Genomic DNA, 26,308 nt, shown 5'->3' with positions numbered 1-26,308 from the left:
GCGGTGGGGAAAGAGGACGGTCAGCCGATGCCGCGAGCTGTGCGGGCCGTCCGCCGCGTCCGCGCCGTCCTGCGGGCGGAGTGGCAGTCCCTCTGCCTGGCCGCGTGGCGGGAGCTGCGGGAACGCCGCCTGGCCGGGGTCTCCCTGGCCGTGGCGGCGGCCCTCGCCATGATCTGCCTGCACGAGCTCCAGCAGATCCCGTCGAGCGACCGCGTCGTGCGCCGCGCCAGCGAGGTCCGCGCCGACCAGCCGCTCTGGCTCTCGCTCCTGCGCACCCCCGTCTCCGTCCTGGTCCCGACCCGGGACCAGCCCGTCTGGGGCGGCCTGCCCCGCCTGCTCCTGTCCCTCGGTCTCGCCCAGCTCCTCATCGGCTGGAGACGCACCCTGCTCGTCGCGTACGCGGCCACGCTGGCCGGCACCCTCAGCGCCCGGGTCATGGTGGCCATCGGCCCCGACCACTTCGCAGGGGTACCGGCCGCGTACGCCCACGACGTGGACACCGGCGCGTCGGCGGCCGTCGTGGGCCTCTTCACCTACCTCTCGGTGCGGGTGCGGGCCCCCGTCCTGTGCCTCCTGACCGTCGTGCCGACGGTGGTGGGCTCGCTCCTGAAGCCGAACCTGGCGGGCCGGGAACACCTGGTGGCGGTGGTGTGCGTCCTCGCCGTGGCCCTGGCCCAGGAGTACCGAAGACCGAACGCGTTCCGCGGGGACGGGGCCCGGGCCACCTGACGTCAGACCGACCCGAGGTCCGACGAGACCCAGTGCTCCGGCCGCAGCCGGATGACGATCTGCTCGCCGTGCTCCTTCAGAGCCATCTCCACATACCCGTCGACCTTCTCGGCGGGCAGATACCGGGCGGAGATCTCCCGCAGCTGCCCCACCGTGGCGTCCTCCGTGCCCACGACGGCCCCCTCGACGCTCACGTACCGGATCGTCGGCTCCAGCCGCTCCACCATCAGCGAGAACCGCCCCGCGGCACCGATCAGCCGCGCCTTGCGCGAGTCCCGCCCCGTCAGGACCCACACGTCCCCACCGGGCGCGTACTGGTACCAGATCGGCACGACGAGCGGCGCCCGCCCGTCCTCCCCCGAGTCCACGGCCAACGCCGCGATGTGCGCCTCGGCCAGGAACTGCTCGCGTTCGTCACGGGTGAGAGCCATCGTCGATCCCCTTTGCCTCGTCGAACTCGCGTGTCCCTCCTGCCTACACGTCCAGCGCCGTCCCGTACACACGGGACACCCGGATCCGGATCACCACTCTGTGGTCCTTCGCCATCTGGTCCAGGTAGGCCCTCTCGTCCTCGGGGTCGGGGAAGCCCGGGGTCATGGCGAGGAGTTCGCGGCCCGTGGGGTCGCCGGGGGTCGTCGAGGGGGGTGAGACCTCGGCCTCGCCCTCGGCGACCGCGAAGGTGAAGGGGTCGGGGGACACGTGCAGGGAGGCGTGCGGGTCGCGGGACAGGAGGCGGGGCTTGAGGCGGTCGGCCGTGGTCGAGACGCGCAGGGTGCGGGTGTCGGGGTCCCAGTGGTGGGCGACCGTCGACAGGTGCGGGTGGCCGGTGGAGCGGACCGCGGCCAGGACGCCGAAGGGGTGCTTGTGGAAGATGTCGGTGGCTTCGGCGTCGGTCAGGGGGCGGGGGGCCGGGCCGGTTCCGGGCTTGGGGTCGGGGGCGGGGGTCGGGGCGGGGGCGGGCGTCGGTCGTGTCGGGCGCAGGACCGTCAGCGTCACCACCAGGGCCGCCGCCAGGAGGGCCGCTCCGACCGTGAACGCCAGGTGGTAGCCGGACGTCAGGGCCTCCGCGCGGGTGCCGCCCGCGGCCAGGGTCTTCTCCGTGCGGGAGGCGGCCAGGGTGGACAGGACCGCCACGCCCAGGGCGCCGCCGATCTGCTGCGTGGTGTTGAACAGGCCCGAGGCGAGGCCCGCGTCGTCCTCGCGGGCGCCGGACATGCCGAGGGTGGTGAGGGCGGGCAGGGCCAGGCCGAAGCCCGCGGCGAGGAGCATGACGGGGAGGAGGTCGAGGGCGTAGGAGGAGTGGACGGGGACGCGGGCCAGGAGGGCGAGCATGGCGAGGAGCAGGAGCAGACCCGCCAGGAGGACGTTGCGCTCGCCGAAGCGGGCGTTGAGGCGGGCCGAGACGCCCAGGGACACCGCGCCGATGGCCACGGCGGCGGGGAGCATGGCGAGGCCGGTGGCCGATGCTCCGTAGCCGCGTACGTTCTGGAGGTAGAGGGCCACCAGGACCTGGAAGGCGAACAGGGCCGCCACCATGAGGAGTTGGACCGCGTTGGCGCCCGTGACGCTGCGGGAGCGGAACATGCGCAGGGGGAGGAGCGGGGTGCGGGCGCGGGTCTGGCGGATCACGAACGCGGTGAGCAGCAGGGCGGACGCGGCGCCGATGGCCAGCGTGTGGGTGGACAGCCAGCCGTGCTCCTCGACCTTCACCACGCTGTAGATCCCCGCCATCAGGCCCGCCGTGACCAGGAGCGCCCCGGTCACGTCCGCCCCGGCCCTGATGCCGAGGCCCCGGTCGGCGGGCAGCGCGGGCAGCGCGAGGAGCAGCGCGGCCAGGCCGATCGGCAGGTTGATGAAGAAGATCCAGTGCCAGTTCAGGGCATCCGTGAGGACTCCGCCGAGTACCTGGCCGAGGGAGGCGCCCGCCGCGCCGGTGAAGCTGAAGACCGCGATGGCCTTGGCCCGTTCCCGCGGCTCCTTGAACAGGGTCACGAGGATGCCGAGGCTCACCGCCGAGCTCATCGCGCCGCCGATGCCCTGGAGGAAGCGGGCCGCGATGAGGGTGGCCGGGTCGGCCGCGAAGCCCGCGAGGACCGAGGCGAGGGTGAAGACGGCCGTGCCCGCGAGGAACATCCGCTTGCGGCCGATCAGGTCGCCCAGGCGGCCCGCCAGGAGCAGCAGGCTGCCGAACGCGATCAGGTAGGCGTTCACCACCCAACTCAGGCCTGCCGAGGTGAAGTTCAGGTCCTGCTGGATCGCCGGCATCGCGACGGTCACGATCGACCCGTCGAGGATGATCATCAGCATTCCGGTGGCGATGACGCCGAGGGCCAGGCGTTTCTGGCGGGCGGTGGGCTCCGGATCCGGCTCCCTGGCCGCCGCGGGGGCGGGTGTCGGGGCGGAACCGGTGGGGGCGGTGGTGGTGGCGGACATGGGCTCTCCCGTTGACGAAGGCGCGGCCCGGTGCTGCCCGGGCCGTCCGATGTGCAGGACCGTAGCAGATAGTTTTGTTGCAGACTATCTATCTCGGGCACACATCCGTCTTCTCGGCTACGCTGGCGACATGACCGCCATGGCACCCGCCCGCACGGAACCGGACCTCTCCTTCCTGCTCGACCACACGAGCCACGTCCTGCGCACGCAGATGGCGGCGGCGCTCGGCGAGATCGGGCTCACGGCGCGCATGCACTGCGTCCTGGTGCACGCCCTGGAGCAGGAGCGCACCCAGGCGCAGCTCGCCGAGCTGGGGGACATGGACAAGACGACGATGGTCGTGACCGTGGACGCCCTGGAGGAGGCCGGGCTCGCCGAGCGGCGGCCCTCCAGCCAGGACCGGCGGGCCCGGATCATCGCGGTCACCGCCGAGGGCGCGAAGGTCGCGGCCCGCAGCCAGCGCATCGTCGACCGGGTGCACGAGGAGGCCCTCGGCGCCCTCTCGGCGACGGACCGCACGGCCCTGCTCCGCGCCCTGAACCGGCTGGTGGACGGGCATCTGGCGACCCCGGCGGAGAGCCCGCGCCCGGCCCGCAGGGCACGTCAGCGCGGGTAGGGCCCGTCCGGGGCCCGGGCCCCGCGGGCGGGCGTTCACGTACGGTGGCTGGACGCATCGTCACACGGACGCATCGTCACACGAGGGGGCCTGACATGGCGCTGTTCGGAAACGCCCACACCGTCGACCCGGCGTCGGCGCAGCAGGACTACGCCCGGCTCATGGGCCACGGCGAGCAGGTCTACGCCGCGTACAAGCTGATCCGCGACACCATCCTGCTCACCGACCGCCGCATGGTCTTCATCGACAAGCAGGGCATGACCGGCAAGAAGGTCGAGTACCACTCGGTGCCCTACCGCAGCATCACGCACTTCGCGGTCGAGACCGCGGGCCACTTCGACCTCGACGCGGAGCTGAAGATATGGATCTCCAGCAACCCCGTGCCGATCGAGAAGACCTTCACCAAGGGCGTCGACATCTACGAGGTGCAGGCGATACTCACCCAGTTCGTGGCCAGGTAGGCGCCGAGCAGTCGCCAGGTAGTCGAAGGCCCGGGGACGGGGTACGTTCATGGGTGCACTGCACAGCAATCCAGGGAACGACCCCCCATGATCTTCATCACCGTAAAGTTCACCGTCCGCCCCGAGCGGAGCGACGACTGGCTCGACCTCGTCGACGACTTCACGCGGGCCACCCGCGAGGAGCCGGGCAACCTGTTCTTCGAGTGGTCGCGCAGCGTCGACAACCCGCACCAGTTCGTCCTCGTCGAGGCGTTCCGCGACGGCGAGGCGGGCGCGGCGCACGTGGAGTCCGCGCACTTCAAGACCGCGATGGACACCATGTCGTACGCCATCGCCGAGATCCCCCAGATCGTCTCCACCGAGATCCCCGGCATGGACGGGTGGGGCCGGATGGGCGAGGTCGCGCCGCGCGAGGCCTGACCGATCCGTACGCGCGTGGGGCCCCGGACCAGGACGGTCCGGGGCCCCACGCGTGCGCGGGCGCCGTTCAGGCGGCCGGCAGCCGGTCGAGGAACCCGTGCACCGCCCGGATCCGGCCGTCCTCCGCCAGGACGATCACGTCGAACCCGGCCACCGGCGCCGAGCCGTCCGCGTCGGACACCAGCTCCCAGGTGAAGCGGGCGATGCCGTGGTGGCCGTCGACCGCACCGGTGTGGCGGAACGAGAAGCCGGGGAACTGCTCCCGGGCCCCGGCGATCACCGCGGCGACGCCCTCGTGCCCGGCGACGTCGGCCAGCGGGTCGGTGTAGGTGCCGTCCTCGGTCCACGCGGCGGCCACGGCCTTGCCCAGGCTCGCGGGGTCGGCGCTGTTCCAGGCCTCGAAGTAGCGGGCGACGGCGGTCTCGTGAACGTCCTGTGCGGCCATGGGTGTTCGCCTCCGGCGGTGTCGTGGGTCAAGGGCTGTGTGCGGGTCCCGTGCCCCGAAGACCGGGCGGAGTGCGCCGCCCGGGCTCCGGTGAACCCAAGACTGCCGGGCGGGCTCGCGGGGGTCGATTACGCCCGAGGTAATGGCCGGGGCGGCGCCGGGGCGCGGCCGACGGCGCCCCGCCACGGCCCACGGCACCCCCGTTCCGGCACGGTCGGCGCACGCATGACTTTCGCCGCCGCCCCACCTGTGCTTGCCTGGGGGCCGATTCCGTGGGGTGGGACGGGAGTTGCGGATGCGTAAGGCGTGGTGGGTCGGAGTGCTGCTCGGCGCGCTCCTGGTCGGCGGGTGCGGGGACCCGGGGTCCGACGGCGAGGGCGGACAGGGGGCGCCGCCCGCGCCCGCCCCGGGCGACCCCACCGACGGCGCGTCGCAGACCACCCGGGGCCGCGCGGAGGCGGACCGCGGCGCCCGCGAGAAGGGCGACCGGGGCGAGGGCGGCGACAAGGGCGAAAGGCCCGGCGGCAAGAAGGCCGCACCCGTCACGCGCCCCGCCACCCGCCCCGAGGTCCTCTACCTCGGCGACTCCCTCGCCATGGAGAACCAGAGCGACCTCGGCACCCTCCTGCGCGACCAGGTCGGCGCCCGCTACACCAGCGCGCCCTACTCCGGCACGACCCTCTGCGACTACCTGGAGGGCACCGGCAAGGACTCCCTCGTACCGGACAAGGACAAGGCGGCCACACTCGTGCGCGAGCTGCGGCCCGACTATGTGGTCCTTCAGTTCTGGGGCAACGCCTGGGGCTACACGCCCTGCATGGAGGGCATCACGTACGACAAGGCCCGTGGCAGGTACTTCTCCCGGTACGCGGCCGACGCGCGCCGTCTGACCGGGCAGATCACCGACGCCGCGCGCGAGGCGGGCGGCAAGCGGCCCAAGGTGGTGTGGGTGTCGCAGGGCCCGGACCCGATGACCCCGGACCGGGTCCGCCGCGTCAACGCGCTCTACCGCCAACAGGCCGCCGCGACGGGCGACTTGGTGTCCGACGCGGGCAGGTCCGTCAGCCCCGCCGCCGCCCGCCACACCTGGGCGGAGAAGCTGCCCTGCACGGCGTACGAGCGCGCCCACCGCGCGTACTGCACCGAGCCGGAGCGGGACCGCACCGCCCTGCACCGCTCCGACGACCCGCTGCACTTCTGTCTGGCCCCCACGACCGCCAAGTCCCGCCCGTGCCCGGTGCGTTCACCGGGCATCCGGCGCATCACGCAGGCGGTCACGGACACGCTGCGGGCGCACGCGACCCGCTGACGGCCGCGGGGCGTCCGCTAGCGCCGCCAGGCGCTGTACGACATGACGTCCCCGGCCTCGACCGCGAACCGCGGCCGGTCCTTGGTGAAAAGGACCTCGAGGCCCAGTGGCCCGCCCGATTCGGGGTCGAGGATCAGCATGTACCGCAGGTGCTCGGCGCGGGAGTCGTGGACGTAGGCCTGGCCGGAGCGGCCGAGCCGGTCGGTGACCGTGCCCGCGGGGCGCAGGCCGCCGCTGTCGGCGAGGAGCCGGGCCAGGGCGGCGCTCTCCCGGGCGCCGAGCGTCCAGGCGTCGAGGAGCGAGGGCAGCGCGTCCAGGATCTCCTGGGTGCTCGCGGGCGTGGTGCGGCGCGGGAAGCCCGGGTCGTGGACCTCGGTGAGGTAGTCGCGCAGGGCCGCCGCGGTGTGCGGTGGGCGGGACCGGGGCGGGGCGTCGGACCAGCTCGGCGGGAAGACGCGCTCGCCGAGCAGCTTGCCGTCGGCCTTGACGCGTTCGGTGCGGCTGCCGTCCGGGTGCCAGCGGACCTCCCGCTCCTCGGGCAGCGTGACGGGGCGCTTCGCGTCCGGGCCCTCGTCCATGGCGAGGCTCCAGGTCTGGACGTGGGAGCCCTTGCGCAGCCGCGGTCCGCCGTCGCGGGCGGCGGCCCCGGCCCGGTCCGCGAGGCGGTCGAGCGTGAGCGTGGCGCCGTCGCGCGGGTGCAGGGCGCCGGGCACGGCGGCGGTGGCGGGCGCGGCGGCCAGGTCGGGCACGGTGAGCGCGAGGACGGCGGCGAAGGCCACGGCGGCGGCCTCCGCCCACAGCACCACGCGGCGGCGGGCACGGCGGGCCCGGGTGCGGTGCAGGAGCTGGTTGAGGCCGCGCTCGGCGACGGCGTTCAGGGGGCGGTCGCGCCAGGGGCCCGCGGTGGCGGAGACCGGGTTGGCGGCGCGCAGCAGGTCGAGGTCGGCGTCCGGGCCGGAGGTGTCCGGGCCGGGGGCGTCGCGCCGGTCGTCCAGGTGGTCAGTCACGGCTCTCAGCTCCCGCTCGTCCCGCAGTCACGTTCATCTGCATCCGGTCGATCTCCGCGCGGAGTCTGCGCCGGGCCCGGTGCAGCCGCATCGCCGCCGCGCCGGGGCTGCACTCCAGGGCCACCGCGAGCTCGTCGACGCCCAGCTCCTCCCAGGTGGTCAGGCGCAGGGCCTCCTGGTCGGCGGGGGAGAGCCGGGCCAGGGCCTCGTGCACCCAGGAGCCGGGGCGTTCGGTGTCCGGGCTGTCCACGACCTGGTTGCCGTGGGCGCTCTCGTTGAGGCCGATGCGGTGCAGCAGGCGCCGCCGGCGGCCGAGGCCGCGCACCGTGTTGGCCAGGCAGTTGCGGGCGACGGCGTACAGCCAGGGCAGCGGCACCTCGGGGAGTTCCGCGCGGCGCCGCCAGGCTATGGAGAAGACGTCCGCCACCACCTCCTCGACCTCGTGGGCCTCCCCCGCGTCGAGCCTGCGCGCGACGAACCGGCTCACCGCCCAGTAGTGCTCGCGGTAGGCGGCCGCGAAGGAATCGTCCGTGCTCATGGACCGTAGGTGTCCGGCATGCGTCCGATCCTCACACCCGGCCGCTGTGATTCTCGCGGCAGGGGGTGACGGTGATGCCGCCCCGCCCTCCGGACACCTACGGGGCATGAGGTCAACCGTGAAGTGGCTGACGACCACGGACCACAAGACGATCGGCACGCTGTATCTGGTGACGTCGTTCGCGTTCTTCTGCATCGGCGGCGTCATGGCGCTCTTCATGCGCGCCGAACTGGCCCGCCCCGGCACGCAGATCATGTCGAACGAGCAGTTCAACCAGGCGTTCACGATGCACGGCACGATCATGCTGCTGATGTTCGCGACGCCGCTGTTCGCGGGCTTCGCGAACTGGATCATGCCGCTCCAGATCGGCGCGCCCGACGTCGCGTTCCCGCGCCTGAACATGTTCGCCTACTGGCTGTACCTGTTCGGCTCGCTGATCGCCGTCGGCGGCTTCCTCACCCCGCAGGGGGCGGCGGACTTCGGCTGGACCGCGTACGTCCCGCTGTCGGGCGCCGTGAACTCGCCGGGCATCGGCAGCGACATGTGGATCATGGGCCTGGCGTTCTCCGGCTTCGGCACGATCCTCGGCTCGGTCAACTTCATCACCACCATCATCTGCATGCGCGCCCCCGGCATGACGATGTTCCGGATGCCGATCTTCACCTGGAACGTGCTGCTCACGGCCGTCCTCGCGCTGCTCGCGTTCCCGGTGCTCGCGGCCGCGCTGTTCGCCCTGGAGCTGGACCGGAAGTTCGGGGCGCACATCTTCGACGCGGCGAACGGCGGGGCGCTGCTGTGGCAGCACCTGTTCTGGTTCTTCGGCCATCCCGAGGTCTACATCATCGCGCTGCCGTTCTTCGGGATCATCTCCGAGGTCGTCCCGGTCTTCTCGCGCAAGCCGATGTTCGGCTACATGGGCCTGGTGGGCGCGACGATCGCCATCGCGGGCCTGTCGGTGACGGTGTGGGCGCACCACATGTACGTGACGGGCGGCGTCCTGCTGCCCTTCTTCTCGTTCATGACACTCATGATCGCCGTCCCGACGGGCGTGAAGTTCTTCAACTGGCTCGGCACGATGTGGAAGGGGTCCCTGTCCTTCGAGACGCCGATGCTGTGGGCGGTCGGCTTCCTCATCACGTTCGTCTTCGGCGGTCTGACGGGCGTGATCCTGGCGTCACCGGTGATGGACTTCCACGTCTCGGACTCGTACTTCGTCGTCGCGCACTTCCATTACGTCATCTTCGGCACCGTCGTCTTCGCGATGTTCGCCGGATTCCACTTCTGGTGGCCCAAGTTCACCGGCAAGATGCTCGACGAACGCCTCGGCAAGATCACCTTCTGGACGCTCTTCGTCGGCTTCCACGGCACGTTCCTCGTGCAGCACTGGCTCGGCACGGCCGGCATGCAGCGCCGCATCCCGGACTATCTGGCGGCGGAGGGCTTCACCGGCCTGAACACGCTCTCCACGATCTTCTCGTTCCTGCTCGGCCTGTCCCTCCTCCCGTTCTTCTACAACATCTGGAAGACCGCGAAGTACGGCGAGCAGGTCACCTCCGACGACCCCTGGGGCTACGGCCGTTCCCTGGAGTGGGCCACCTCCTGCCCGCCGCCCCGCCACAACTTCACCTCCCTGCCCCGCATCCGCAGCGAGTCGCCCGCGTTCGACCTGCACCACCCAGACATCGCGGCGGCCGACACCGGGCTCGCGGCGGCGCCCGAGCCCGAGGAGGTGGCCGCGCGGTGACGGCGATGGACGAGCGCGGGGCCGACGCGCGGGCGCTGGTGCGGGACCTGGAGGGGCTGCTCCTCGTCGAGGCCGCCCGGGCGGAGGGCCGGGCCGCGGCCGAGCGGTTCGCCGACCGGCTCCCCTGGCTCACGGACGGCCAGCGCGAGGATCTCGAACGGCACTACACGGAGGAGCACCTGCTGCTCGCCCGCCGCGCCTGGGACCGCACCGCGGCCCGCTCGCGCGAGCTGCGCGCCGAGTACGAGGAGGCGTACCGGGTGCTCCAGCGGCGGACGTTCGCGTGGTGCCTGGTGGGGGCGGCGCTGTTCATGGGGGCGGTGCTCGAACTGAGCCGGGGGTGGGGCTAGCCGGGGCGACCGCCCCGGGCCCCGCCCCCGCCTCCCCGACACCGACACCGACGCCCCGGCCCCCGGCACCGGGGCGTCGGCCCGTCAGCTCAGAGCGGCAGCCCGTAGTCCTCACACCTGGGCTTGAAGTCCGGCTTGTCCGCGCCGAGCGCGTTGACGACGTTCTGGGTCGTCGGGCCGTCGGTGAACAGGCCGACGTGGCCGACCGGGTTCTTCGGGCACTGGTCCTGCACGACGATGTTGCGGACGTTGTCGCCCTTCAGGAAGCCGTTGCCGTACGGGCTCGCGATCAGGTCGTACTTGGTGGCGATGACCGTGTAGCGCACGCCGGGGACGGTGTCGCCGTCGGCCCACAGCGCCTTCTGGAAGTCGGAGCCCTCCTGCTGGTCCTTGAGGCCTTGCAGGTTCAGGTGGTCGAAGGCGCCGTTGACGATGCCGAGCACACCGAGCGCCTTGCCCAGGTTCACCAGGCCGCTGAGGGTGGTGCCGTGGTTGGTGGGGGCGAGCGCGACGAGCCGGTCGACCTTCTGCGCGCCGCCGAGCCGCTTGATGTAGTAGTTGGGCATCATGCCGCCCTGGGAGTGCCCGAGGACGTCGACCTTCTTGGCGCCGGTGGCCGCGAGCACCTTGTCCACGAACGCACGCATCGTCTCGGCGGACTCGGCGATGCCGGTGAGGCCGCCGACGCGCCCGCCGAAGTTGAACGGGCTGCCCATGCCGTAGTTGAAGGCGTAGACGCAGTGGCCCTCGTTGGCGAGCGTCGGGCCCATCTTGACCCAGTTGGCGCCGAGGTTCACGCCGGTGCCGTGCACGAGGACGACCGGGTTGGGGTGGGCCGAACCGGGCTTGCAGTTCCAGTCGTTCACGCCGGTCACCGCGTTCGGGCTCAGTAAGAAGTTGCTCACGCCCTCGGCGACGCCGCCGACGGGGTACTGCCTGCGCGGCTTCTCGTCGGCCTGCGCCGGGACGGCCGCGGCGGTGAGCGCCGTGGCGGCCAGGGCGAGGGCCGCGGCCAGGCGGGCCGGTGCGGAGGTCTTGTTCATGGTTCCGGTCCCTTCGGATGCACGAATGGGTCGGCCGGACGCGGCTCCGCCAAGGAGCTTCGTCATACGCGTGACAGATCTCCCGAGCGCCTTGTCATAGGCATGACAGATCTCCGTCCGGCAATCTGAAACGACCTCACTTCAGATTTGGTTACTTGAAAGTAGGGCCACGGAAACACCCGCGCAAGACTTGCGCGTACGAGAATTTCCCGACAGGACAAGGGAGTTGGTGCCGACGCGCGTGACCTCGGCGGATGCGGTCCGGACGGGTCGGACGCGGCCCGAACGCGGCGGACGTAACCCGAACGCGGCGGACACGGCGCCCGGGTTACGGCTGGGGCCTGGCCGGCCGCGACCGTGCGCCCCGCTCCTGCTCCACCGCCATGAGGCTGTGGGTGGGCTGGGCGATGACGATGGTGAGGTCGTCCCCGAGCGGAGCGCCGCCGGTGTGCCGGACGACCAGGTCCGTCAGGCACTCAAGCGCGTCGGGCAGGGCGGGTTCGGCCAGCGCCGCGTGGACCTGGGGGACGTCGAGCCGGAACGGGACGCGGTCGCCGTCGCGGGCGTCGGTGAGGCCGTCGGTGTGCAGCAACAGGCGCTGGCCCGCCGAGAGATGGACGCGCTGCACCTGCGGGACGGGGCCGAGGCCCAGCGGGGGCGAGGGCCGCGGCGGGGCGAGCGGGCACAGGCGGCGGCCGACGCGCAGCGGCGCCGGATGGCCGCAGTTGACGATGCGGACCTCGCCGGGGCGGAAGTCGGCGAGCAGCAGCGTGACGAAGTCCTCAGGACCCAGCTCGGGGCGCAGCAGCTCGTCGAGGGTGTGGGCGAGCCGGACCGGGTCGGGCTCGGTGGCGGCGGCGCGCCGGAAGGCGGCGAGCACCGCGGCGGACACCCGGATCGCCTGCGCCCCGTGCCCCTTGACGTCGGCGAGCAGCAGGCGCGGACCGGCCGAGGTGAGCACGGCGTCGTGGACGTCGCCGCCGAGCAGGGCGTACGGGTCGCAGGAACGGGTGTACGCCGCGAGGTCGACGTGGCCGACGCGGTCGGGCAGGGGGCGGGCCAGGGCCTTCTGCGCGGTGGCGGCGAGCCGGGTCACGTCGTCGAGGGCGCGCTCGGCGCGTGCGCGGGTGTGCGCCGTGAGCACCGCCCACAGCGAGACCGCGGCGACGTTCAGCGCGACGCCCAGCGCGCTCGACCGGGTGGACGACGCGCCGAGGAGCGTCACGGTGACGGCGACCGCCCCGAGGACGGCCGTGACGCGCGCCGACAGGCGGTGGGCGGCAAGGAGCGGCCCGATCAGCGACAGCCCGTACGAGGGAACCTGCGCGACGAGCTCCACCGAGGCCGCGACGGACTGCGCGCCCGCCGCCGCGGCCAGCCCTTTGCGCCGTGTCTCCACTGCGTCCCCCCGGTCGTTCGGCGAAGTGCGTCTTCTTCGCGCACGGCCCATGTGTGCGGGGGTACTGTGCCAGTTTCGATGACGGTCCGTGGCCGATTCGCCACAGCCTGCGCGCCGACCGCCCGGCGTCGGCAGCATGGAGGGCGGAACCGCCGGGACACGACGCAGGGGGCGAAGGTGGCTCAGTCGCGGGGACCGAGGGTGGGCGACCTGCCGCCCGGGAGCGACACGGGACTTGTCGGCCGGCGACGCGAACTCGCCGAGCTGCGCGGACGGTTGGCACAGCACCGCCTCGTCACGCTGAGCGGCGTCGGCGGCGTCGGCAAGACCCGCCTCGCCCGGCAGGCCGCCGCCGCCCTGCGCCCCCGCTTCCGGGACGGCGTCTGGTGGGCCGAGCTGTCCCCGCTGGCGGACGGCGCACTCCTGACGTACGCGATCGCCGAGGCGCTGCCCCTGGTCGACCAGAGCGGGCGGCCGATCCTTGAGGCGGTCGCCGAGTACCTGGCGGGGCGTGAGCTGCTGCTCGTCCTCGACACCTGCGAGCACGTGGTCGGGGAGTGCGCCGACGCGGTGGCGGCCCTGCTGATGACGGCGCCGGGGCTGCGCGTGCTCGCCACCAGCCGCCGCCCGCTCGGCCTGTCCGTCGAGGACGTCGTGCCGCTCGCCCCGCTGCCCGAGGCGGACGCGCGGGCGCTGCTCGCCCTGCGCGTCGGCGACGCGGTCCCCGGCCACGCCGGCGACGACAGCGAGGTGGCCGCGCTGTGCCACAGGCTCGACGGCCTTCCGCTCGCCATCGAGCTGGCCGCCGCCCGGCTGCGCGAGATGTCCCCGGCCGAGCTCAACCGGCGGCTCGACGACCGCTTCGAGGTACTCGGCGAGACCCGGCAGCCCGTGTACGAGGCGGACCCGCCCTGGCACCAGGCGCTGCGCACCGCCGTCGGCTGGAGCCACCAGCTGTGCACCCCGGCCCAGCGCCTGGCCTGGGCCCGCCTGTCCGTGTTCGCGGGGACCTTCGACAAGGAGGCGGCCCGCCGGGTGTGCGCGGACGACCGCCTGCCCGCCCGTGACGTGTCGGACCTGCTCGCGTCGCTGGTGCAGAGCTCCATCGTGGAGTGGGTGCCCGCCGGGCCCGTGTCGCGCTACCGGATGCTCGACACCATCCGTGAGTTCGGCCTGTTCTGGCTGCGCGGACTCGGCGAGGAGGAGGCGGTGCGGCGCCGCCACGCCGACCACTGCCTGGCGCTCGCGCACGCCGCCGAGGCCGCCTGGTCGGGGCCCGACCAGGCGGCCTGGTACCACCGCGTGAACGCCGAGCACGCCAACTTCCGTGCCGCGCTCGACTCCTGTCTCGCCGCCGGCGACGGGCACCGCGCCCAGGAGCTGAGCGGCACCCTGTGGTTCGTCTGGTTCGCCTGCGGCTTCGCCACGGAGGGCCGCCACTACCTGGACCGGGCCCTGGCCCTGCGCCACACGTCCGACGACGCCCGCGCCAAGGCGCTGTGGGCCCGCGGCCTCGTCGCCCTGACCCAGGGCGAACCGGAGGCGACCCACCGGGCGTCCGTCGCCCTGCGGGACGCCACCGCCGACAGGGACGACCCGACCGCGCCGTACGCCTGCGCCTATCTGGCCGGTGCCGCCCTCGTCGCGACCGGCAGGCACGCGGCGGCGATCGAGACGCTCGAAGCGGTCCCGGCCCCCCGGCCCGCGCCCGGCGGCTACGACACCGCCTGGGGCCTGGTCCGCACCGCCCGCGCCTTCTCCCACGTCTGCCTCGGGCAGTACGACGAGGCCGCGGCCGTCTCCGCGGAGCTGTGCGCCGACTGCTCCCGCCGCGGCGAGCTCTGGCTGCACGCCTACGGCGACTACACCCGCGCCCTCGCCGAGCTCTCCCGCGGCCGGGCCGCCGAGGCCGTCGTGCACGCCCGCGCCGCGGTACGCGGCAAGCACCGCTTCCGCGACGGCCTCGGCCTGGCGCTCGCCCTCGACGTGCTCGCCTGCGCGTCCGTCGCCACCCGGGACGCCGTCCGCGCGGCCCGGCTCCTCGGCGGCGCCGACCGGGTCTGGCAGACGATGGGCAGCGCGCGCGCCGGTTCCGAGGACATGGTGGCCGCGCGCCGGGCCTGCGAGGCCGCGGCCCGCGGCCTCATCGGCGACGAGACGTACGGGGCCGCGTTCCGCGCCGGCTACGAGGACGACCTGGACGCGGTCGTCACGGAGGCGCTCGCGGTGTGAGCGCGACGCCCGCGGGAACCCGGCGCGCGGGACCGGTGTGAGCGACAATTCCCGGGTAGGGGCGGGTGGTTGAGGCCATGCAGGCGAGGGGAGCGGGATCGGTGTTGTCCGACGAGGCACGGGGCGCGCGGCGGGCTTCGCGGGCGTACGGGGGCAAGTCCGCCGAGCAGCGCCGGGCCGAGCGGCGCAGGCGCCTGCTGACGGCGGGCGTCGAACTCTTCGGCTCGGGCCCCGGCGCGTTCCACTCCGCGTCGGTGGCGTCGCTGTGCGCCCGCGCCGACCTGTCGACGCGCCAGTTCTACGAGGAGTTCCGCAACCTCGAAGAGGTCCTCGCCGTCCTGCACCGGCACGTCCAGAAGGCCGCGCAGGCCGCGATCACGGAGTCCCTGGCCAAGGCCACGAGCGGCAGCGTCCGCGAGCGCGCCGACACCGCGTTCCGGGCGTACGCGCGCGTGCTCACGGCCAACCCGCATCTCGTACGGATCGCCTTCGTCGAGGTCACGGGCGTCAGCCCCGAGCTGGAGAAGCAGCGCCTGGAAGCCCGCAGGGGCTGGGTCGACCTCCTGGTCGCCGCCCTGGACGAGGCCGCCGCGCGCGGCGAGATCGGCGCCCGCGACTACCGGATAGCGGCGCTGGGTTTCGTCGGGGCGGTCAACGGCCTGCTGTACGACTGGACGGCCGGGTACGTGGACGCGAGCCTCGACACGATCGTGGACGAGCTGATGCTGATGTTCATGGGGCTGCTGCAGCCGCCGGAGGGCGGCTGGGCGGCGTAGCTCCGCGACCACCGGGACCGCCACTGCCGCCGGGACCACCCCTGCCGCCGCGACCACCCCTGCCGCCGCGACCGCCGCGCCCCGGCCTACATCTCCGGCGGCCCCTGCTCGATCCGGCGCAGCACCGCGTCGAGGCGGTCGAGGCCGGGCCCGGTCTGGAGCTGGCGCTCGTCCCACCAGGTGACGCCCGCGTCGCGGAGCGGTCCGAGCAGGTCGCGGGCGCGGGCGGGGTCGCCGGGCGTGGCGCCGCCGAGGACGATCTCGTACGGCGCCGCCGGGTCCTCCCGGTGCCCCCGCACGTACGCCACGAGGTCCCGCACCTCGTCGAGCGGCGGGATCTCCCCGTGCCGGGCCGACTCGAACAGCGGGACGGCGCCGTCCCAGCGGGCCGCGCGGCGCATCGGCGGCCGGTTCGGCCAGAAGCCCGCGATCCACACGGGCGGGCGGGGCCGCTGCGCGGCGGCGGGCAGCAGCTGCACGTCGTCGACGTGGAAGTGCTTGCCGTCGTGCGTGACCCGCTCACCGGACCAGTACCGGTCGAGCAGGCCGAGCCCCTCGTCGAGCAGCTCGGCGAGCACCTTCGGGTCGGTCGGCTCGCCGAAGCTCGCGTACTCGTCCTGGACGGGACCGCCGAGCCCCGCCGCGAACGTCACCCGGCCACCGCTCAGCGCGTCCAACGTGGCGACCTGCCGCGCCAGTTGCTGCGGGCGCCGCCGCGCCACCGGCGTGACCAGCGTCCCCAGCCGGATCCGCTCCGTCGCGAGCGCCGCCGCGGTGAGCAGCATCCAGGGATCCCCGAACGGCTTCCCCCGCTGCACCTCCTTGTCGTGCACGACGTGATCCCACACGAAAAGTCCGTCCCAGCCCGCCTGTTCGGCCGCCACCGCCACCTGGGCGACGGTCCTGGCGTCCGCGAAGTCACCGAAGTTCGGAATGTTGATCGAGAAGCGCATCCCGGCATGGTGGCGCGGGCGGCCCCGGTCGGGCAACGGGTTTCGCGCGCCCCACCCGCGCGCGGTCGCGCCTCTTTCTCCCCGACTTCCCTTATGGATCTCGCCCCGCCGATAGCATTTCGTACGTCAACGGGCGTGATGTGCCACGGGGGTGGGGGGCACGAGATGCGGGCAATTCCCAACGGACGGTCACAACCGTCCCCTTCTTATCGGTGGACCCCGTTGTCCACACTCGTCGCACTCGGGGTCACCGGGGCCCTGGTGATTTCCGGGTGCGGGTCGGGGGATTCGCAAAGCCGTTCCCCCGGCGGATCCCCGAACGGTTCCCAGAGCGGCTCCCAGAACGCGTCCCCGAATGGTTCTTCGAGTGACTCTTCGGACGAGCCTTCGGACGGATCCCCGAGCGGGTCGGGGAATGCGTCCGAAGGGTCGAACGGGGGCGGCAACGGCAGCTCTTCCGGCGGGCCTTCAGACGGCTCGGGCACGTCCGACGGGTCCACCTGGGACGGGGGTGGCAGTGGCGGGTCCACCTGGAAGCCCGGGGACGGCACGGACTCGGGCGGGCGGTCGGCCAAGCCACGGCCGAAGCCGAAGCCCGCCCCGGAGAAGGAGTTCTCGTGGACCCCGCCCGGACCCGAATCCCCTTCCTTCGACGGGTCGGACACCGACCACATCTACGACCTGGTGCACAACAGGAACTGTCGGCAAGCCAAGATTTGGTACGACTTGGCGGGGCCCGGGGAACGGGCGCAGAATCCGACCGGGTGGAAACTCGTCGGCGGGCTGGTCGGCGCGTGCTTCGCCGTCGGCGGGCAGGAACGTGAATGGCGGACCGTGACCGACGCGTACGAAGCCATCAGGAATCAGCCGTCCGGAGACTGCAAGTACGTCGCGGGCCGACGCACCCTTCAACAGCTGGCCGAATTCCGCATCGCCCACCCGAAGGGGAAGATCCGCATTCGCCCGGCGCCCAAGAGCGTTCAGGCCTGTCCCCCCGGCATCAAAGAGATGCGCCCCCAGAGGGCGGCGCCCGAGGACACGGTGTTTGTGCACGGGACCTGGCCCAGTGAGGTGACGGTCTACCTGGACAGCCAACCCGTCACCATCCTCCCCCATCCCGACTACCCCCCTTGCTGTCACAACACCGCCGTGACGTTCGAGGTGCCGAAGGACACCCCCGACGGGCAGGTACGGGTCACGCTGCGGACGCGGACCATCACCTTGGACGCGGGCCTGCTGACGATCAGCCGCTCCTGACGATGGCCGCACCGCGACCGCGTGCCGGGTCCTGGTTCGGATCCCTTGCCGCACGCCTTCGGAGTCCGCGCCCGACGCCGACACCGGCCCCCGCACCCGACCCGGACCCCGCTCCACCCCCGACACCACCCCCTACACCGCCCCCACCACCACCCACACCCCCGCCGGCCCCCGCACCCGAAGGCCCCGCGCGCCCCGCCTTGATGGAGCTCCTCGGCACCATCGGCTCCCTGGTCTCCCTCTTCGCCGCCGTCCTGTTCTACTTCGGCTGGGCCAGCACCGACGCCGAGACCCGTGCCTTCGAACTCCGCGACTCCGTCTTCCGCCTGTCCACCAGCGACTACCTGCTGCGCAGCGTCCAAGCCCTGTTCCTGCCCGCGTGGCTGGTCGTGGGGGCGCTGCTCGCGGCCGTCGTCCTGCGCGCCTGGCTCACGAAGAACCCCGGCCGCGCCGAGTCCGTCGTACCGCGCCTGCGGTGGAGCTGGCTCCTCCCCGTCGGCCTCCTCGCCTGCTACCGCCTGCACCCGGCCTTCTTCGAGCTGGCGATCCCCCTCACCGCCATCCCCTGCCTCCTCGCCACGGCGTACGCCCACACCCGGCCCGGCGCCCGGCCCGACGCGGCCGAGCAGCGCCACCGGCTCCATGTCTGGGCGCTCACCCTCGTCCTCTGCGTGCTCTCGCTCTTCTGGGCCGTCACCTCGTACGCCGGGATCGTCGGCCGCGGCCGCGCCGAGGAAGCGGCCCGCGCGGTCGACACCGCCGCCTTCCCCAGCGTCGTCGTCTTCAGCGAGAAGGACCTGATGATCCGCGGGGACGGGGTCTGCGACCAGCGCGTGAGCGGCAGGGGCAGCGCGTACGGATACCGGTACTCCGGACTCCGGTTGTTCCATGTGTCCGGGGACCGGATCTTCCTCGTGGGGCGGGACTGGAGCCCGGCGCAGGGCACGTTGTGGACCGTGCGGGAGAACGAGGCGGTGCGGGTGGAGTACGTGAGCGGGGTGGTGGGGCGGAGGGAGGGGTGCGGGGGCTGACGCAGGTCCCGGCGGGCCTTCGCCGAGGTGAAACCCCCGTCCGTGAACTGGCTGAAGACGGACGGGGGTCGCTGCTTGTCGGGGCCGTGACGGGCCGGTGGCGGGTTACCGTGCTGCCGGAGCACACGGGCACGACCACCTGGTGCGAGTGCGGCGACGGAGAGGCAGGCGAGGGAGCGGCATGGCGAGATCCCCTGTGACGCCCGAGGAGCTGATCGCCCGGCACGGTCTCGAACCGCTGCCCTTCGAAGGCGGGCGTTTCCGCCAGACCTGGGCCGGGCCGCCGGACACCGCGTCCGGCCACCCCACCGGTACGGCGATCATCATGCTCCTGACGTCCGCCGCGGGCGACTTCTCGGCGCTGCACCGCCTCCCCACCGACGAGGTCTGGCACTTCTACCAGGGCGACCCCCTGGACCTGCTGCTGCTCCACCCCGACGGGACGGACGAGCTGCGGATACTGGGCGACGGGGACGGGGAGGAGTTCCAGCTCGTCGTGCGCGCGGGCACCTGGATGGGGGCGCGGGTGCGGGACGGCGGGGAGTGGTCGCTGTTCGGGACGACCATGGCTCCCGGGTTCCTGGAGTCGGACTACGAGGGCGGGGATCCGGACGTGTTGGCCGCCCGCTACCCCCAACAGGCCGAACTGATCCGGAGGTTGTGCCGTGTCTGATCCCGGGCTGCCCTCACTGGCGGGGCGGGTGGCGCTCGTCACCGGCGCCAGCGGACTGATCGGCGGCGGCATCGCGCGCAGCTTCGCGCGGGCGGGCGCCGCGGTCGTCGTGCACGGCAACAAGGGGGTCGAGCGGGCGCGGGAAGTCGCCGCCGAGATCGAGGAGTCCGGCGGTGACGCCCTCGTCGTCACCGCCGACCTCGGCGAGGAGCGGGAGTGCCGGCGGCTCGTCGAGGAGGCGTACGGCTGGCGGAGGCGGCTCGACTCGCTCGTCAACAACGCCGGGGTGCAGCCCGTGCAGGAACTCGCGGGGATGTCCGCCGGGGACTGGCGGGGGATGTACGACGCCAACGTCACCAGTGCGTTCTGCTGCACGCAGGCCGCTGTCGGGGTCATGGCGGGGCAGGACGGGGGTGGCAGCGTCACCCACATCGCGTCCATCGAGGGGCACCAGCCTGCCGTCGGGCACGCCCACTACAGCGCCGCCAAGGCCGCGCTCATCATGTTCGCGCGGGCTGCCGCCGTGGAGTACGGAGGGCGGGGGGTGCGGGTCAACTCCGTCTCGCCCGGGCTCGTCGGGCACCCCTCGTTGGCCTCGGAGTGGCCCGACGGGGTCGAGCGGTGGGGGCGGGCCGCGCCGCTCGTCCGGCTGGGGCGGCCCGAGGATGTCGGGGCCGCGTGCGTGTTCCTCGCGTCGGACGCGGCCGGGTGGATCACGGGCACCGACCTGGTGGTCGACGGCGGAGTCAGCGCACGCTCGACGTGGTGACCCTCGCGGGGCGCCCGGCATCGATCAGCGGCTCCGCCGCAGGCAGGGGCACGCTCCAGCACAAGCGCAGCCGAACATGCGCAGCCGCCGCACGCTCTCTGCCAGGTGCCATGTGAGGGCAAGGCCCCGGACGTTCCGCTCCCTTGCTCTCTCACCCACGGCGTATCGCCGATGGCCACGATGACCCTCTCAAGCGTCTCCGTCCGGCTCACGACGATGCGCTGTTCGCCGATGAAGGCGCCGTGGCCTTCCGCGGCCCGGTAGCGCTGCCCGGGGAAGGGAAGGTCGACAACCCCCGGACTGACCGGTCGTTCGCGATTCATCGCAGTCAGTGCCGACAGCCGGCCCTCGGAGCAGCCCTCCTCATGCCCCCGTTCACTCTGTAGAACGAGCCTGCTCCACCGCGGCAATCAGCTTGGTCGCAGCGTCATTGCTGCGACGCCGGATAGAGAGACTGTGCGGGGCTTCGTGCGGCGGCCGTCCACCGTCCCAGATGCTCCTCTTCTCTGCCGCAGGTAGGGAGCCAGACAGCACGAACTGCACGTAGCCGTGGAAGAGCCTGGTACCAGGCTTGAGGCGGGTGCCATTGACGTCAGCAGCGCGCAGCCTGAAGTCCCTTGCACGCTGGCTTGGTTGCCGCTTCGTGATGGTGATCCATACTCCGTCGAAGTGGACCTCGCCGAGCACGCCTTTGACTCGAATGTCCATAGAGCCCCAGAAGCACCTCGCAGTGGCAGTGCCTATGGCAGCACAGCTGCGGGCTAGGCGTCAGAAAGATTGACGAGACGCTGCAGATGCCGGGCATTCTGGGTGGAGGTCCACCCTGGCAGCCGTCGCCCTTACAGGGTGGCGCCTCCCAGAGCGGCATCGTTCCCATTTCGGCCACGCTACGCTGCCGCCCATGGCTGAGGCATTCGTCACCGGTGACGGCCACCGCGCATGCGGCATCTGCCCTTCGCGTCGCTTCCCGCTCGGCGAGTTCGACGTGGCCGAGCGTCCCTCGCGCGAGTTCCCGTTCAACCCCGAGGACGGCCACAGATACACGCTGCAAGGCGTTCCCGTCTGCGTCCACCCGGAGAAGGTCGGCCTGCCGCCCGCCCCGTACAAGACGGAAGGCGTGGCTCTGGTGGCAGACGTCGTGCTGCCCGACGACATCGCCGAACTCGATGGGTACCTGCGTGAGTTGGTGCACGGCGCAGCCCCCGGTGCCCTTGAGGTGCTGATCGACCTGGCGGACCGTGAGATCCGTCGTACCTTTCCTGAGGTCGACGCCACCTTGGCCCTGCGCCGTGCGTTCAACTAGCTCTCCTAGCTGGCGGTGGCGAACCCGGGCGCGAAGCGGCGGCCGCCGTCAAGGATGCCCACCGGCTCGTACTTCGCCATGACCACCGCCCTGCGCTTCGCGGTCTCGGCCTTGCCGAACCAGTACCGGTCGTTCATCGGCCCCCATGCGGCCCGGTAGACCTGGTGGGTGTAGTCGCCGTGGTCCCACTCCCCGATGGCCTCGCGGTCGGTGGCGTGGACGAACTTGATGCCGGTACGGCTCTGGATGCGGGACAGCACCGTGAACTGCGCCGCAAGCGCGTGGATCATCTCGTCCACGGGGATGGCCACAGGGACCTCGGCGGCCTCCTCGTCGCCGTCCGTCATCTCGTAGACGGCCGATTTGATCGCCATGGCGCGCATGGCTTCGGGGAACAGCGGCTCCGTGTCCGTCGCGATGTCGAACCCGTCCACGAGGGCGTACCCCATGAAGCTCGTCCAGTCCTCGTCGTACTTCGCGCATGCGGTGCGCAGACGGTCGTACTCCCGATCGCCCTCGACGATCATCAAGATCTCTCGCGCACGCCGGGCCACGATCTCCGGGGCGGGCCGTACTAGCGTTGTGGACACTGCTGCACTCTCCTTCGGTGGTTGGGTGCATCGGTGGGCCCGTCCGGCTGCCGACCGCCGTCACACGTACGACAGTCGGACGGGATCTACCGCCCTGTCAGACGGGAGTCATGCCCTCCTCGGCCGCGTGTGGCTGAGCCACGATTCATGCGGCTTGGGAGGAGTCCAGTGGGTCGGCACGGCTCACAGCCGCTCGCCCCTGCTGCGTTCGTTGGCCGCACGGACCTGGCTGCCGAGTGCGCCGTTGGGTCCCTCTTGCGTCTGGACTGCACGGTGCTGCGGGCATTGGCACGGCGGGTACTTCATGGACCCTGGGGGCAGTTCGCACCCGTCCACGACGTCGACCTTCAGCACACCGTCCGTACCCTGCTCTTCGGTCATTCGGGCAAGTGATGCCCTCGCTTCGCTTCTCATGACTCAGCCCCTTAGGGGAGACGTCTGCGGCGAGCGTTTCGCCGATCTTTCATGTGCTCTACGCAACCGTCTGACCACGCACGGCGGTACCGTTGCAGCGGCGCAAGGACTTGAAACCCTTGAAAGCACGCAAGAGCGTGGGGAGTTGAGGGGCATGGCACAACGCGAACCGAACACAGCGCTCGGCCACCTGCTCGCCGAGAGCCGCTGGACGTATCGCCAGTTCGCACGGGCCGTGAACCGCATAGGCACAGAGACCGGCACTCCCCTGCGCTACGACGAGTCGGCCGTGAGCCACTGGCTCGGCGGCACCATCCCCCGCGACGCCGTGCGGGCCTGCATCCTCGAAGCCTTCTCTCGTCGGCTCGGTCGTCCCGTCACGCATGCTGAGGCAGGTCTGCCCGTTCCCCTCGATCGTTCCCCCGGGTCCACGGATACCGTGGAGGGGTTGATCGACCTGGGGAGGCAAGACATGGATCCGTCCCGCCGCAGAGTCCTCGGTGCGGGTGTGTTCTCGGTGGCCCTGACGATCCCCGGGTGGCCCGACGTGATCGGCCGGGCGGAGGCTGTGCAGTCCGGCCGTGCGTCACGCATCGGCATGAACGAAGTGGACATGGTCATCGCGATGACCGAACGGGTCTCCGAGTTGGACGACCAGTTCGGCGGACGTCACGCGCGGCCCATGGCTGCCTCGTTCATGGTCAACACGGTCGCCTCGTACCTGCGCGCGGATGCGCCGGAGGACGTACGGCAAGCCATGCAGTCGGCCGCCTCGGACCTGCTGTATCTGACCGGCTACATGGCGGTCGACGAGGGCCTCCACGGGCTCGCCCAGCGCTACTACATCAAGGCCCTGGAACTGGCGGGCGCGGCTGAGGACCATCTGACGTACTGCACGACCCTTCGCGGCATGAGCGTGCAGGCTGTCGATCTGCGGCACGGGACCAAGGCCATGGAGCTGGCGGACGCCGCTGCCGCAGCGTCCCCGAAAGCGGGGCCTCGGATGCGGGCCTTCCTCGCCGGTCAGCAGGCACACGCGGCCGCCCAGACAGGCGACCGTACGAGCGCACTCCGATACATCCACGAGGCGGAGGCGGCCATGGACCGCGCCGAATCGCGCGGCAAGGCATTCGGCTCGTACGACCCTTCGTCACTCAACTACCACATCAGCCAAGTGCGTTATGAACTCGGTGATGTGCCCGGAGCGGTCGAAGCCATGCAGCAGTCGGACAAGGTGCGCTTCAGCGTCTACCGGCGCGCACGCGTGCGGCACCGGGCCACGCTGGCTGAACGGCAGTTGGAAATGGGTCACCTGGAAGCGGCCTGCGCAACCTGGCACCAGGCGCTCGACGACTACCCCATGGTCCAATCCGGACGGGCGGACGACCGCATCAAGGCTATGTTCGGGCTCATCCGCCCTCACCGGAAGAACACTGCGGCCCGCGATCTGTACGACCGCGCCCGGACGATCGCACCCCCCGCCTTGGCCAGTTGACCTGCTTCCCCAAGACCATGGATCGCGCATCGCCCCACGCGGCAGGCGCAGCGTGGAGCAGACGTGACCAATTTGGCGCCCGAACAGGCGTGACTCCCCTCGATTTCCCACACCTCGCAACGCTCACTCAGCGTTCAGGCCTCGTCCCGATGCAACGTCAAGTCCACCAGCAAGGCACGATGATCCGTGTCCCCGATCTCCAGGAACCGCGCGTCGTGCGCGGCGAAGTCGTCCGACGCCAGGACATGGTCGATCTGCGCCCCGAACGGCCGGGGCAGCGCCGTGGGCCAGGTCGGCGTGCGCGACGCCCCGGAGAGCCGAGCCGCGTCCCGCAGCCCGGCGTCGAGGACGCGACGGAACGCGGCGTGGTCCTGCGTGGCGTTGAAGTCCCCGGCGACGATGGTGGGCCCGTCCCCCGCCGCCGCGTAGTCCCGAAGCCGCCCCAGCTCGGCCCGCCACCGCCCGAGGTCCCCGGGCGTCGGCGGCATCGGATGGGCGAGCTGCACCCGTACCGGAATCCCCTTCACCTCGGCCACGGCCCCCGGCATGCCAAGGGTCCCCCGCACCCCGGGAGCCTCCTTCAGCGGCACATTGCTGAGGATCACCGACCCGTCGGCCCCGTCGGCCCCGGCGGAGGCGACGGCGGCCCGGTAGGGGTAGGCGGTCTCCGGCAGCGCGTCCCGCAACTTCCCGTCGCACGCCCGGTCGCACTCGGAGACGAAGACCAGGTCCGGCTTCCGCTCCCGTATCGCCTTGATCAGCCCGGGCGTACCGCGTCCGAACTCCACGTTGGACGCGAGCACCCGCAGCTCGGCGACGGGCGGCCCGTCCGGTTCTGACACCTTGCCGTACGGCTCGATGAACCAGGCGAGCCCGCCGAGCACGGCCACGGCCCAGACGAGGCCGACCCGCCAGCGCCCGAGGGCGGCGAGGAGCAGCCCGGCGGCGGCGGGCACGAGGAGCCAGGGCAGGAAGGCGAGGACCTGCGGCACGGGAGTGACGGCGTCGGTGTCGGCGATGCGGCAGCCGAGGACGGCGCTCACGGCGGCGAGCAGGAGCCCGGCGGTCCAGGCGGCGACCCGGTGACTCTGCGGCCGCCGTACGTCCACAGGGCCGTCGGGTTCGACCTCGGGGAAGTCGGGCGGTGCCGTCACGTGCTCCAAGGGTCGCCCTTTCGTCGCCGGTCGGCGGGGCAGCGGGCTCCTGACCGGCGTGCCCGCATCCGCCACGTCCTCAGAACAGATCCTCCCTCAGGGACGCGGCGGGACGGCGGAGGGGTTGCGCCGGGGCGAGGAGCCCGCCGGGCGGGGCGCGTCGGAGGTGCCGGTTTCCCTGCTCGCGCCGGTCATACCCGGGCTTCCGGGACCACCAGAAACATCAGGACCACCGGCATCACCCGCACCACCCCCACCGGACGACACCCCCACCCGTCCGCTCACCCAAGCCCCCACCCCCACCACGACCCCCACCCCCGCGATCACCCACGACGCCGTGCGCAGTGTGTCCGTGAGGGCGTCGTAGACGGCGCCCGCTGCGGCGCGGGAGACGTCGGGGGGCAGGTCGTCGAGGGTGAGGGCGCGGCCCGCGGCGATGGCGGCGGCGAGGGCGGCGGCGCCGACGGCCGCGCCGAGGGCGGTGGCGGTGACGGCGCGGCGGCGGCGTACCGCGAGGAGGATGCCGCCCGTGGCGAGGAGCACGGCGGCGGCGGGCAGCCAGAGACCGGCGACCTGGAGCATGCGGAAGCCCTTCCGGAAGTGGCTGAGGTCCTGCGCCTTCATGACGGTGACCTCGGTGTGCCGCACCGGGATGCGGCCGGCGAACGGCGTGCCCTCCTCGATGAGTTGACGCTTGACCTGCTCGGTGATGGGGGCGAGGTCGATGGTGACGGCGCCGTCGGAGCCGTGGGTGAGGGCGGCCTGCACGGCGTCGTGGGCGGCGCGGTTGGCGGCGTTCCACGCGGTCTGGAAGGCGCCGGTCTCGGTGAAGGAGTGCACGGCGTCGCGGACGAAGGAGGCGACCGTGGCCCGCAGCGGACCGGCGTCGATCTCCTTCATCACGGAGTCGGTCACGGCGTCGGCGACGGAGGCACGGACGTCGGGGTCGGCGGCGAGGGGCGCCATCGTGGCGACGTACGCGTCGGTGTCCTCGATCTCGTACTTCGCCCAGGTGGAGACCGTGCCGAGGGGGACGAGCAGACAGGCGAGAACGAGCAGCACGGCGGACAGGGCGGCGCGAGGACGTCGGAGCACGTCCTCAAGGCAAGACCCCGGCCGCCCTCGGGGCGACCGGGGTCACTGCATATGGGGGCAGGATTCCCCGCC

The 26,308-nt window shown here is 72.4% G+C and carries 27 protein-coding genes and 1 pseudogene; 15 read left to right on the top strand and 13 right to left on the bottom strand.

Annotated features, from left to right (window positions below; all coding sequences use genetic code 11):
- Positions 1-27: 27 nt before the first annotated feature.
- Positions 28-729 (top strand): hypothetical protein, encoded by a 702-nt coding sequence (locus AB6L24_RS25665; RefSeq protein WP_405658882.1) that lies wholly within the window; start codon positions 28-30, stop codon positions 727-729.
- A gap of 2 nt (positions 730-731) precedes the next feature.
- Here AB6L24_RS25665 and AB6L24_RS25660 read toward each other — a convergent pair whose 3' ends face one another.
- The 3 genes and pseudogenes from AB6L24_RS25660 to AB6L24_RS25650 all read right to left on the bottom strand — a co-directional run.
- The gene (locus tag AB6L24_RS25660) at positions 732-1,160 is read right to left on the bottom strand and encodes a pyridoxamine 5'-phosphate oxidase family protein (protein ID WP_405658880.1); all 429 of its coding nucleotides are present in this window, start codon (positions 1,158-1,160) and stop codon (positions 732-734) included.
- Between the two features lie 43 nt (positions 1,161-1,203).
- On the bottom strand, positions 1,204-1,626 hold the full coding sequence (locus AB6L24_RS25655; RefSeq protein ID WP_405663327.1) for a TIGR03618 family F420-dependent PPOX class oxidoreductase: 423 nt from the start codon (positions 1,624-1,626) through the stop codon (positions 1,204-1,206).
- A 48-nt stretch (positions 1,627-1,674) separates the two neighbouring features.
- A pseudogene (locus AB6L24_RS25650) lies at positions 1,675-3,162 on the bottom strand (MFS transporter); the annotation flags it as partial.
- A 130-nt stretch (positions 3,163-3,292) separates the two neighbouring features.
- Between AB6L24_RS25650 and AB6L24_RS25645 the strand changes: the two are divergent.
- The 3 genes from AB6L24_RS25645 (at position 3,293) to AB6L24_RS25635 (ending at position 4,659) form a co-directional block, all read left to right on the top strand.
- The gene (locus AB6L24_RS25645) at positions 3,293-3,778 is read left to right on the top strand and encodes a MarR family winged helix-turn-helix transcriptional regulator (protein ID WP_030362130.1); all 486 of its coding nucleotides are present in this window, start codon (positions 3,293-3,295) and stop codon (positions 3,776-3,778) included.
- A gap of 95 nt (positions 3,779-3,873) precedes the next feature.
- Positions 3,874-4,239, top strand: a complete 366-nt coding sequence (locus tag AB6L24_RS25640) for a PH domain-containing protein (RefSeq protein WP_030362131.1) — start codon at positions 3,874-3,876, stop codon at positions 4,237-4,239.
- 87 nt (positions 4,240-4,326) lie between these two features.
- Positions 4,327-4,659 carry a putative quinol monooxygenase gene (locus AB6L24_RS25635; protein ID WP_405658877.1) on the top strand — a complete coding sequence of 111 codons (333 nt, stop codon included), beginning with the start codon at positions 4,327-4,329 and terminating at the stop codon, positions 4,657-4,659.
- A 67-nt stretch (positions 4,660-4,726) separates the two neighbouring features.
- On the opposite strand, the gene AB6L24_RS25630 is transcribed toward AB6L24_RS25635, so the two are convergent.
- Positions 4,727-5,104, bottom strand: coding sequence for a nuclear transport factor 2 family protein (locus tag AB6L24_RS25630; RefSeq protein WP_030362133.1), 378 nt, complete (start codon positions 5,102-5,104; stop codon positions 4,727-4,729).
- Between the two features lie 295 nt (positions 5,105-5,399).
- On the opposite strand from AB6L24_RS25630, the gene AB6L24_RS25625 reads away from it, so the two are divergent.
- A complete protein-coding gene (locus AB6L24_RS25625; RefSeq protein ID WP_405658874.1) occupies positions 5,400-6,413 on the top strand; it encodes an SGNH/GDSL hydrolase family protein in 1,014 nt (337 codons plus the stop codon).
- Positions 6,414-6,430: 17 nt separating this feature from the next.
- On the opposite strand, the gene AB6L24_RS25620 is transcribed toward AB6L24_RS25625, so the two are convergent.
- Positions 6,431-7,420 (bottom strand): CU044_5270 family protein, encoded by a 990-nt coding sequence (locus tag AB6L24_RS25620; RefSeq protein ID WP_405658872.1) that lies wholly within the window; start codon positions 7,418-7,420, stop codon positions 6,431-6,433.
- Positions 7,413-7,958 (bottom strand): RNA polymerase sigma factor, encoded by a 546-nt coding sequence (locus AB6L24_RS25615; protein ID WP_380842787.1) that lies wholly within the window; start codon positions 7,956-7,958, stop codon positions 7,413-7,415. The genes AB6L24_RS25620 and AB6L24_RS25615 overlap by 8 nt, the downstream gene beginning before the upstream one ends.
- A 106-nt stretch (positions 7,959-8,064) precedes the next feature.
- Here AB6L24_RS25615 and ctaD point away from each other — a divergent pair, with 106 nt between their 5' ends.
- Together ctaD and AB6L24_RS25605 are read left to right on the top strand one after the other, a co-directional pair.
- Positions 8,065-9,702 carry a cytochrome c oxidase subunit I gene (ctaD, locus tag AB6L24_RS25610; protein ID WP_405658869.1) on the top strand — a complete coding sequence of 546 codons (1,638 nt, stop codon included), beginning with the start codon at positions 8,065-8,067 and terminating at the stop codon, positions 9,700-9,702.
- A 5-nt stretch (positions 9,703-9,707) separates the two neighbouring features.
- Positions 9,708-10,052 carry a hypothetical protein gene (locus tag AB6L24_RS25605; RefSeq protein WP_405663325.1) on the top strand — a complete coding sequence of 115 codons (345 nt, stop codon included), beginning with the start codon at positions 9,708-9,710 and terminating at the stop codon, positions 10,050-10,052.
- 89 nt (positions 10,053-10,141) lie between these two features.
- Here the strand turns inward: AB6L24_RS25605 and AB6L24_RS25600 are convergent, their stop codons facing one another.
- Entirely contained in the window at positions 10,142-11,095 is a 954-nt protein-coding gene (locus tag AB6L24_RS25600) for an esterase/lipase family protein (protein ID WP_405658867.1), read from the bottom strand.
- A gap of 328 nt (positions 11,096-11,423) precedes the next feature.
- Entirely contained in the window at positions 11,424-12,494 is a 1,071-nt protein-coding gene (locus AB6L24_RS25595; protein WP_405658865.1) for a PP2C family protein-serine/threonine phosphatase, read from the bottom strand.
- Between the two features lie 177 nt (positions 12,495-12,671).
- Here AB6L24_RS25595 and AB6L24_RS25590 point away from each other — a divergent pair, with 177 nt between their 5' ends.
- Positions 12,672-14,726 (top strand): ATP-binding protein, encoded by a 2,055-nt coding sequence (locus AB6L24_RS25590; RefSeq protein ID WP_405658862.1) that lies wholly within the window; start codon positions 12,672-12,674, stop codon positions 14,724-14,726.
- A 104-nt stretch (positions 14,727-14,830) separates the two neighbouring features.
- Entirely contained in the window at positions 14,831-15,502 is a 672-nt protein-coding gene (locus tag AB6L24_RS25585) for a TetR/AcrR family transcriptional regulator (protein ID WP_405658859.1), read from the top strand.
- A gap of 86 nt (positions 15,503-15,588) precedes the next feature.
- Here AB6L24_RS25585 and AB6L24_RS25580 read toward each other — a convergent pair whose 3' ends face one another.
- The gene (locus tag AB6L24_RS25580; RefSeq protein WP_405658856.1) at positions 15,589-16,455 is read right to left on the bottom strand and encodes an LLM class flavin-dependent oxidoreductase; all 867 of its coding nucleotides are present in this window, start codon (positions 16,453-16,455) and stop codon (positions 15,589-15,591) included.
- A gap of 684 nt (positions 16,456-17,139) precedes the next feature.
- Between AB6L24_RS25580 and AB6L24_RS25575 the strand changes: the two genes are divergently transcribed.
- From AB6L24_RS25575 to AB6L24_RS25560, 4 genes are all read left to right on the top strand, one after another.
- A complete protein-coding gene (locus AB6L24_RS25575) occupies positions 17,140-17,712 on the top strand; it encodes a hypothetical protein (protein ID WP_405658853.1) in 573 nt (190 codons plus the stop codon).
- A gap of 203 nt (positions 17,713-17,915) precedes the next feature.
- A complete protein-coding gene (locus tag AB6L24_RS25570; protein WP_405658850.1) occupies positions 17,916-18,743 on the top strand; it encodes a hypothetical protein in 828 nt (275 codons plus the stop codon).
- Positions 18,744-18,924: 181 nt separating this feature from the next.
- On the top strand, positions 18,925-19,416 hold the full coding sequence (locus AB6L24_RS25565; RefSeq protein ID WP_380842805.1) for a cupin domain-containing protein: 492 nt from the start codon (positions 18,925-18,927) through the stop codon (positions 19,414-19,416).
- Positions 19,409-20,185, top strand: a complete 777-nt coding sequence (locus tag AB6L24_RS25560) for an SDR family NAD(P)-dependent oxidoreductase (protein WP_405658847.1) — start codon at positions 19,409-19,411, stop codon at positions 20,183-20,185. Before AB6L24_RS25565 ends, AB6L24_RS25560 begins: the two co-directional genes overlap by 8 nt.
- Positions 20,186-20,560: 375 nt before the next feature.
- On the opposite strand, the gene AB6L24_RS25555 is transcribed toward AB6L24_RS25560, so the two are convergent.
- Positions 20,561-20,893 carry a DUF4429 domain-containing protein gene (locus tag AB6L24_RS25555; protein WP_405658844.1) on the bottom strand — a complete coding sequence of 111 codons (333 nt, stop codon included), beginning with the start codon at positions 20,891-20,893 and terminating at the stop codon, positions 20,561-20,563.
- Positions 20,894-21,086: 193 nt separating this feature from the next.
- Between AB6L24_RS25555 and AB6L24_RS25550 the strand changes: the two genes are divergently transcribed.
- Entirely contained in the window at positions 21,087-21,488 is a 402-nt protein-coding gene (locus AB6L24_RS25550) for a hypothetical protein (RefSeq protein WP_405658841.1), read from the top strand.
- A gap of 5 nt (positions 21,489-21,493) precedes the next feature.
- On the opposite strand, the gene AB6L24_RS25545 is transcribed toward AB6L24_RS25550, so the two are convergent.
- Entirely contained in the window at positions 21,494-22,078 is a 585-nt protein-coding gene (locus tag AB6L24_RS25545; protein WP_405658839.1) for a hypothetical protein, read from the bottom strand.
- 568 nt (positions 22,079-22,646) lie between these two features.
- On the opposite strand from AB6L24_RS25545, the gene AB6L24_RS25540 reads away from it, so the two are divergent.
- Positions 22,647-23,987, top strand: a complete 1,341-nt coding sequence (locus AB6L24_RS25540; protein WP_405658836.1) for a tetratricopeptide repeat protein — start codon at positions 22,647-22,649, stop codon at positions 23,985-23,987.
- 134 nt (positions 23,988-24,121) lie between these two features.
- On the opposite strand, the gene AB6L24_RS25535 is transcribed toward AB6L24_RS25540, so the two are convergent.
- Together AB6L24_RS25535 and AB6L24_RS25530 are read right to left on the bottom strand one after the other, a co-directional pair.
- Positions 24,122-25,141: an endonuclease/exonuclease/phosphatase family protein gene (locus AB6L24_RS25535; protein WP_405658834.1), complete on the bottom strand. Its 1,020-nt coding sequence runs from the start codon at positions 25,139-25,141 to the stop codon at positions 24,122-24,124.
- A 96-nt stretch (positions 25,142-25,237) separates the two neighbouring features.
- Positions 25,238-26,236, bottom strand: a complete 999-nt coding sequence (locus AB6L24_RS25530) for a hypothetical protein (RefSeq protein WP_405658832.1) — start codon at positions 26,234-26,236, stop codon at positions 25,238-25,240.
- Between the last annotated feature and the right edge of the window lie 72 nt (positions 26,237-26,308).

The organism is Streptomyces sp. RK9 (assembly GCF_045070545.1).
In the GTDB taxonomy this organism is placed as follows: Bacteria; Actinomycetota; Actinomycetes; order Streptomycetales; family Streptomycetaceae; genus Streptomyces; species Streptomyces alboflavus.
This window is presented reverse-complemented; position numbering and strand designations above follow the sequence as displayed.

Bases quoted from the DNA above. Each gene is read 5' to 3' on its own strand.
- AB6L24_RS25665 (WP_405658882.1), top strand. From the start codon at position 28: ATGCCGCGAGCTGTGCGGGCCGTCCGCCGCGTCCGCGCCGTCCTGCGG.
- AB6L24_RS25660 (WP_405658880.1), bottom strand. From the start codon at position 1,160: ATGGCTCTCACCCGTGACGAACGCGAGCAGTTCCTGGCCGAGGCGCAC.
- AB6L24_RS25645 (WP_030362130.1), top strand. From the start codon at position 3,293: ATGACCGCCATGGCACCCGCCCGCACGGAACCGGACCTCTCCTTCCTG.
- AB6L24_RS25640 (WP_030362131.1), top strand. From the start codon at position 3,874: ATGGCGCTGTTCGGAAACGCCCACACCGTCGACCCGGCGTCGGCGCAG.
- AB6L24_RS25635 (WP_405658877.1), top strand. From the start codon at position 4,327: ATGATCTTCATCACCGTAAAGTTCACCGTCCGCCCCGAGCGGAGCGAC.
- AB6L24_RS25630 (WP_030362133.1), bottom strand. From the start codon at position 5,104: ATGGCCGCACAGGACGTTCACGAGACCGCCGTCGCCCGCTACTTCGAG.
- AB6L24_RS25625 (WP_405658874.1), top strand. From the start codon at position 5,400: ATGCGTAAGGCGTGGTGGGTCGGAGTGCTGCTCGGCGCGCTCCTGGTC.
- AB6L24_RS25615 (WP_380842787.1), bottom strand. From the start codon at position 7,958: ATGAGCACGGACGATTCCTTCGCGGCCGCCTACCGCGAGCACTACTGG.
- ctaD (WP_405658869.1), top strand. From the start codon at position 8,065: ATGAGGTCAACCGTGAAGTGGCTGACGACCACGGACCACAAGACGATC.
- AB6L24_RS25605 (WP_405663325.1), top strand. From the start codon at position 9,708: ATGGACGAGCGCGGGGCCGACGCGCGGGCGCTGGTGCGGGACCTGGAG.
- AB6L24_RS25600 (WP_405658867.1), bottom strand. From the start codon at position 11,095: ATGAACAAGACCTCCGCACCGGCCCGCCTGGCCGCGGCCCTCGCCCTG.
- AB6L24_RS25580 (WP_405658856.1), bottom strand. From the start codon at position 16,455: ATGCGCTTCTCGATCAACATTCCGAACTTCGGTGACTTCGCGGACGCC.
- AB6L24_RS25570 (WP_405658850.1), top strand. From the start codon at position 17,916: ATGGAGCTCCTCGGCACCATCGGCTCCCTGGTCTCCCTCTTCGCCGCC.
- AB6L24_RS25565 (WP_380842805.1), top strand. From the start codon at position 18,925: ATGGCGAGATCCCCTGTGACGCCCGAGGAGCTGATCGCCCGGCACGGT.
- AB6L24_RS25555 (WP_405658844.1), bottom strand. From the start codon at position 20,893: ATGGACATTCGAGTCAAAGGCGTGCTCGGCGAGGTCCACTTCGACGGA.
- AB6L24_RS25550 (WP_405658841.1), top strand. From the start codon at position 21,087: ATGGCTGAGGCATTCGTCACCGGTGACGGCCACCGCGCATGCGGCATC.
- AB6L24_RS25540 (WP_405658836.1), top strand. From the start codon at position 22,647: ATGGCACAACGCGAACCGAACACAGCGCTCGGCCACCTGCTCGCCGAG.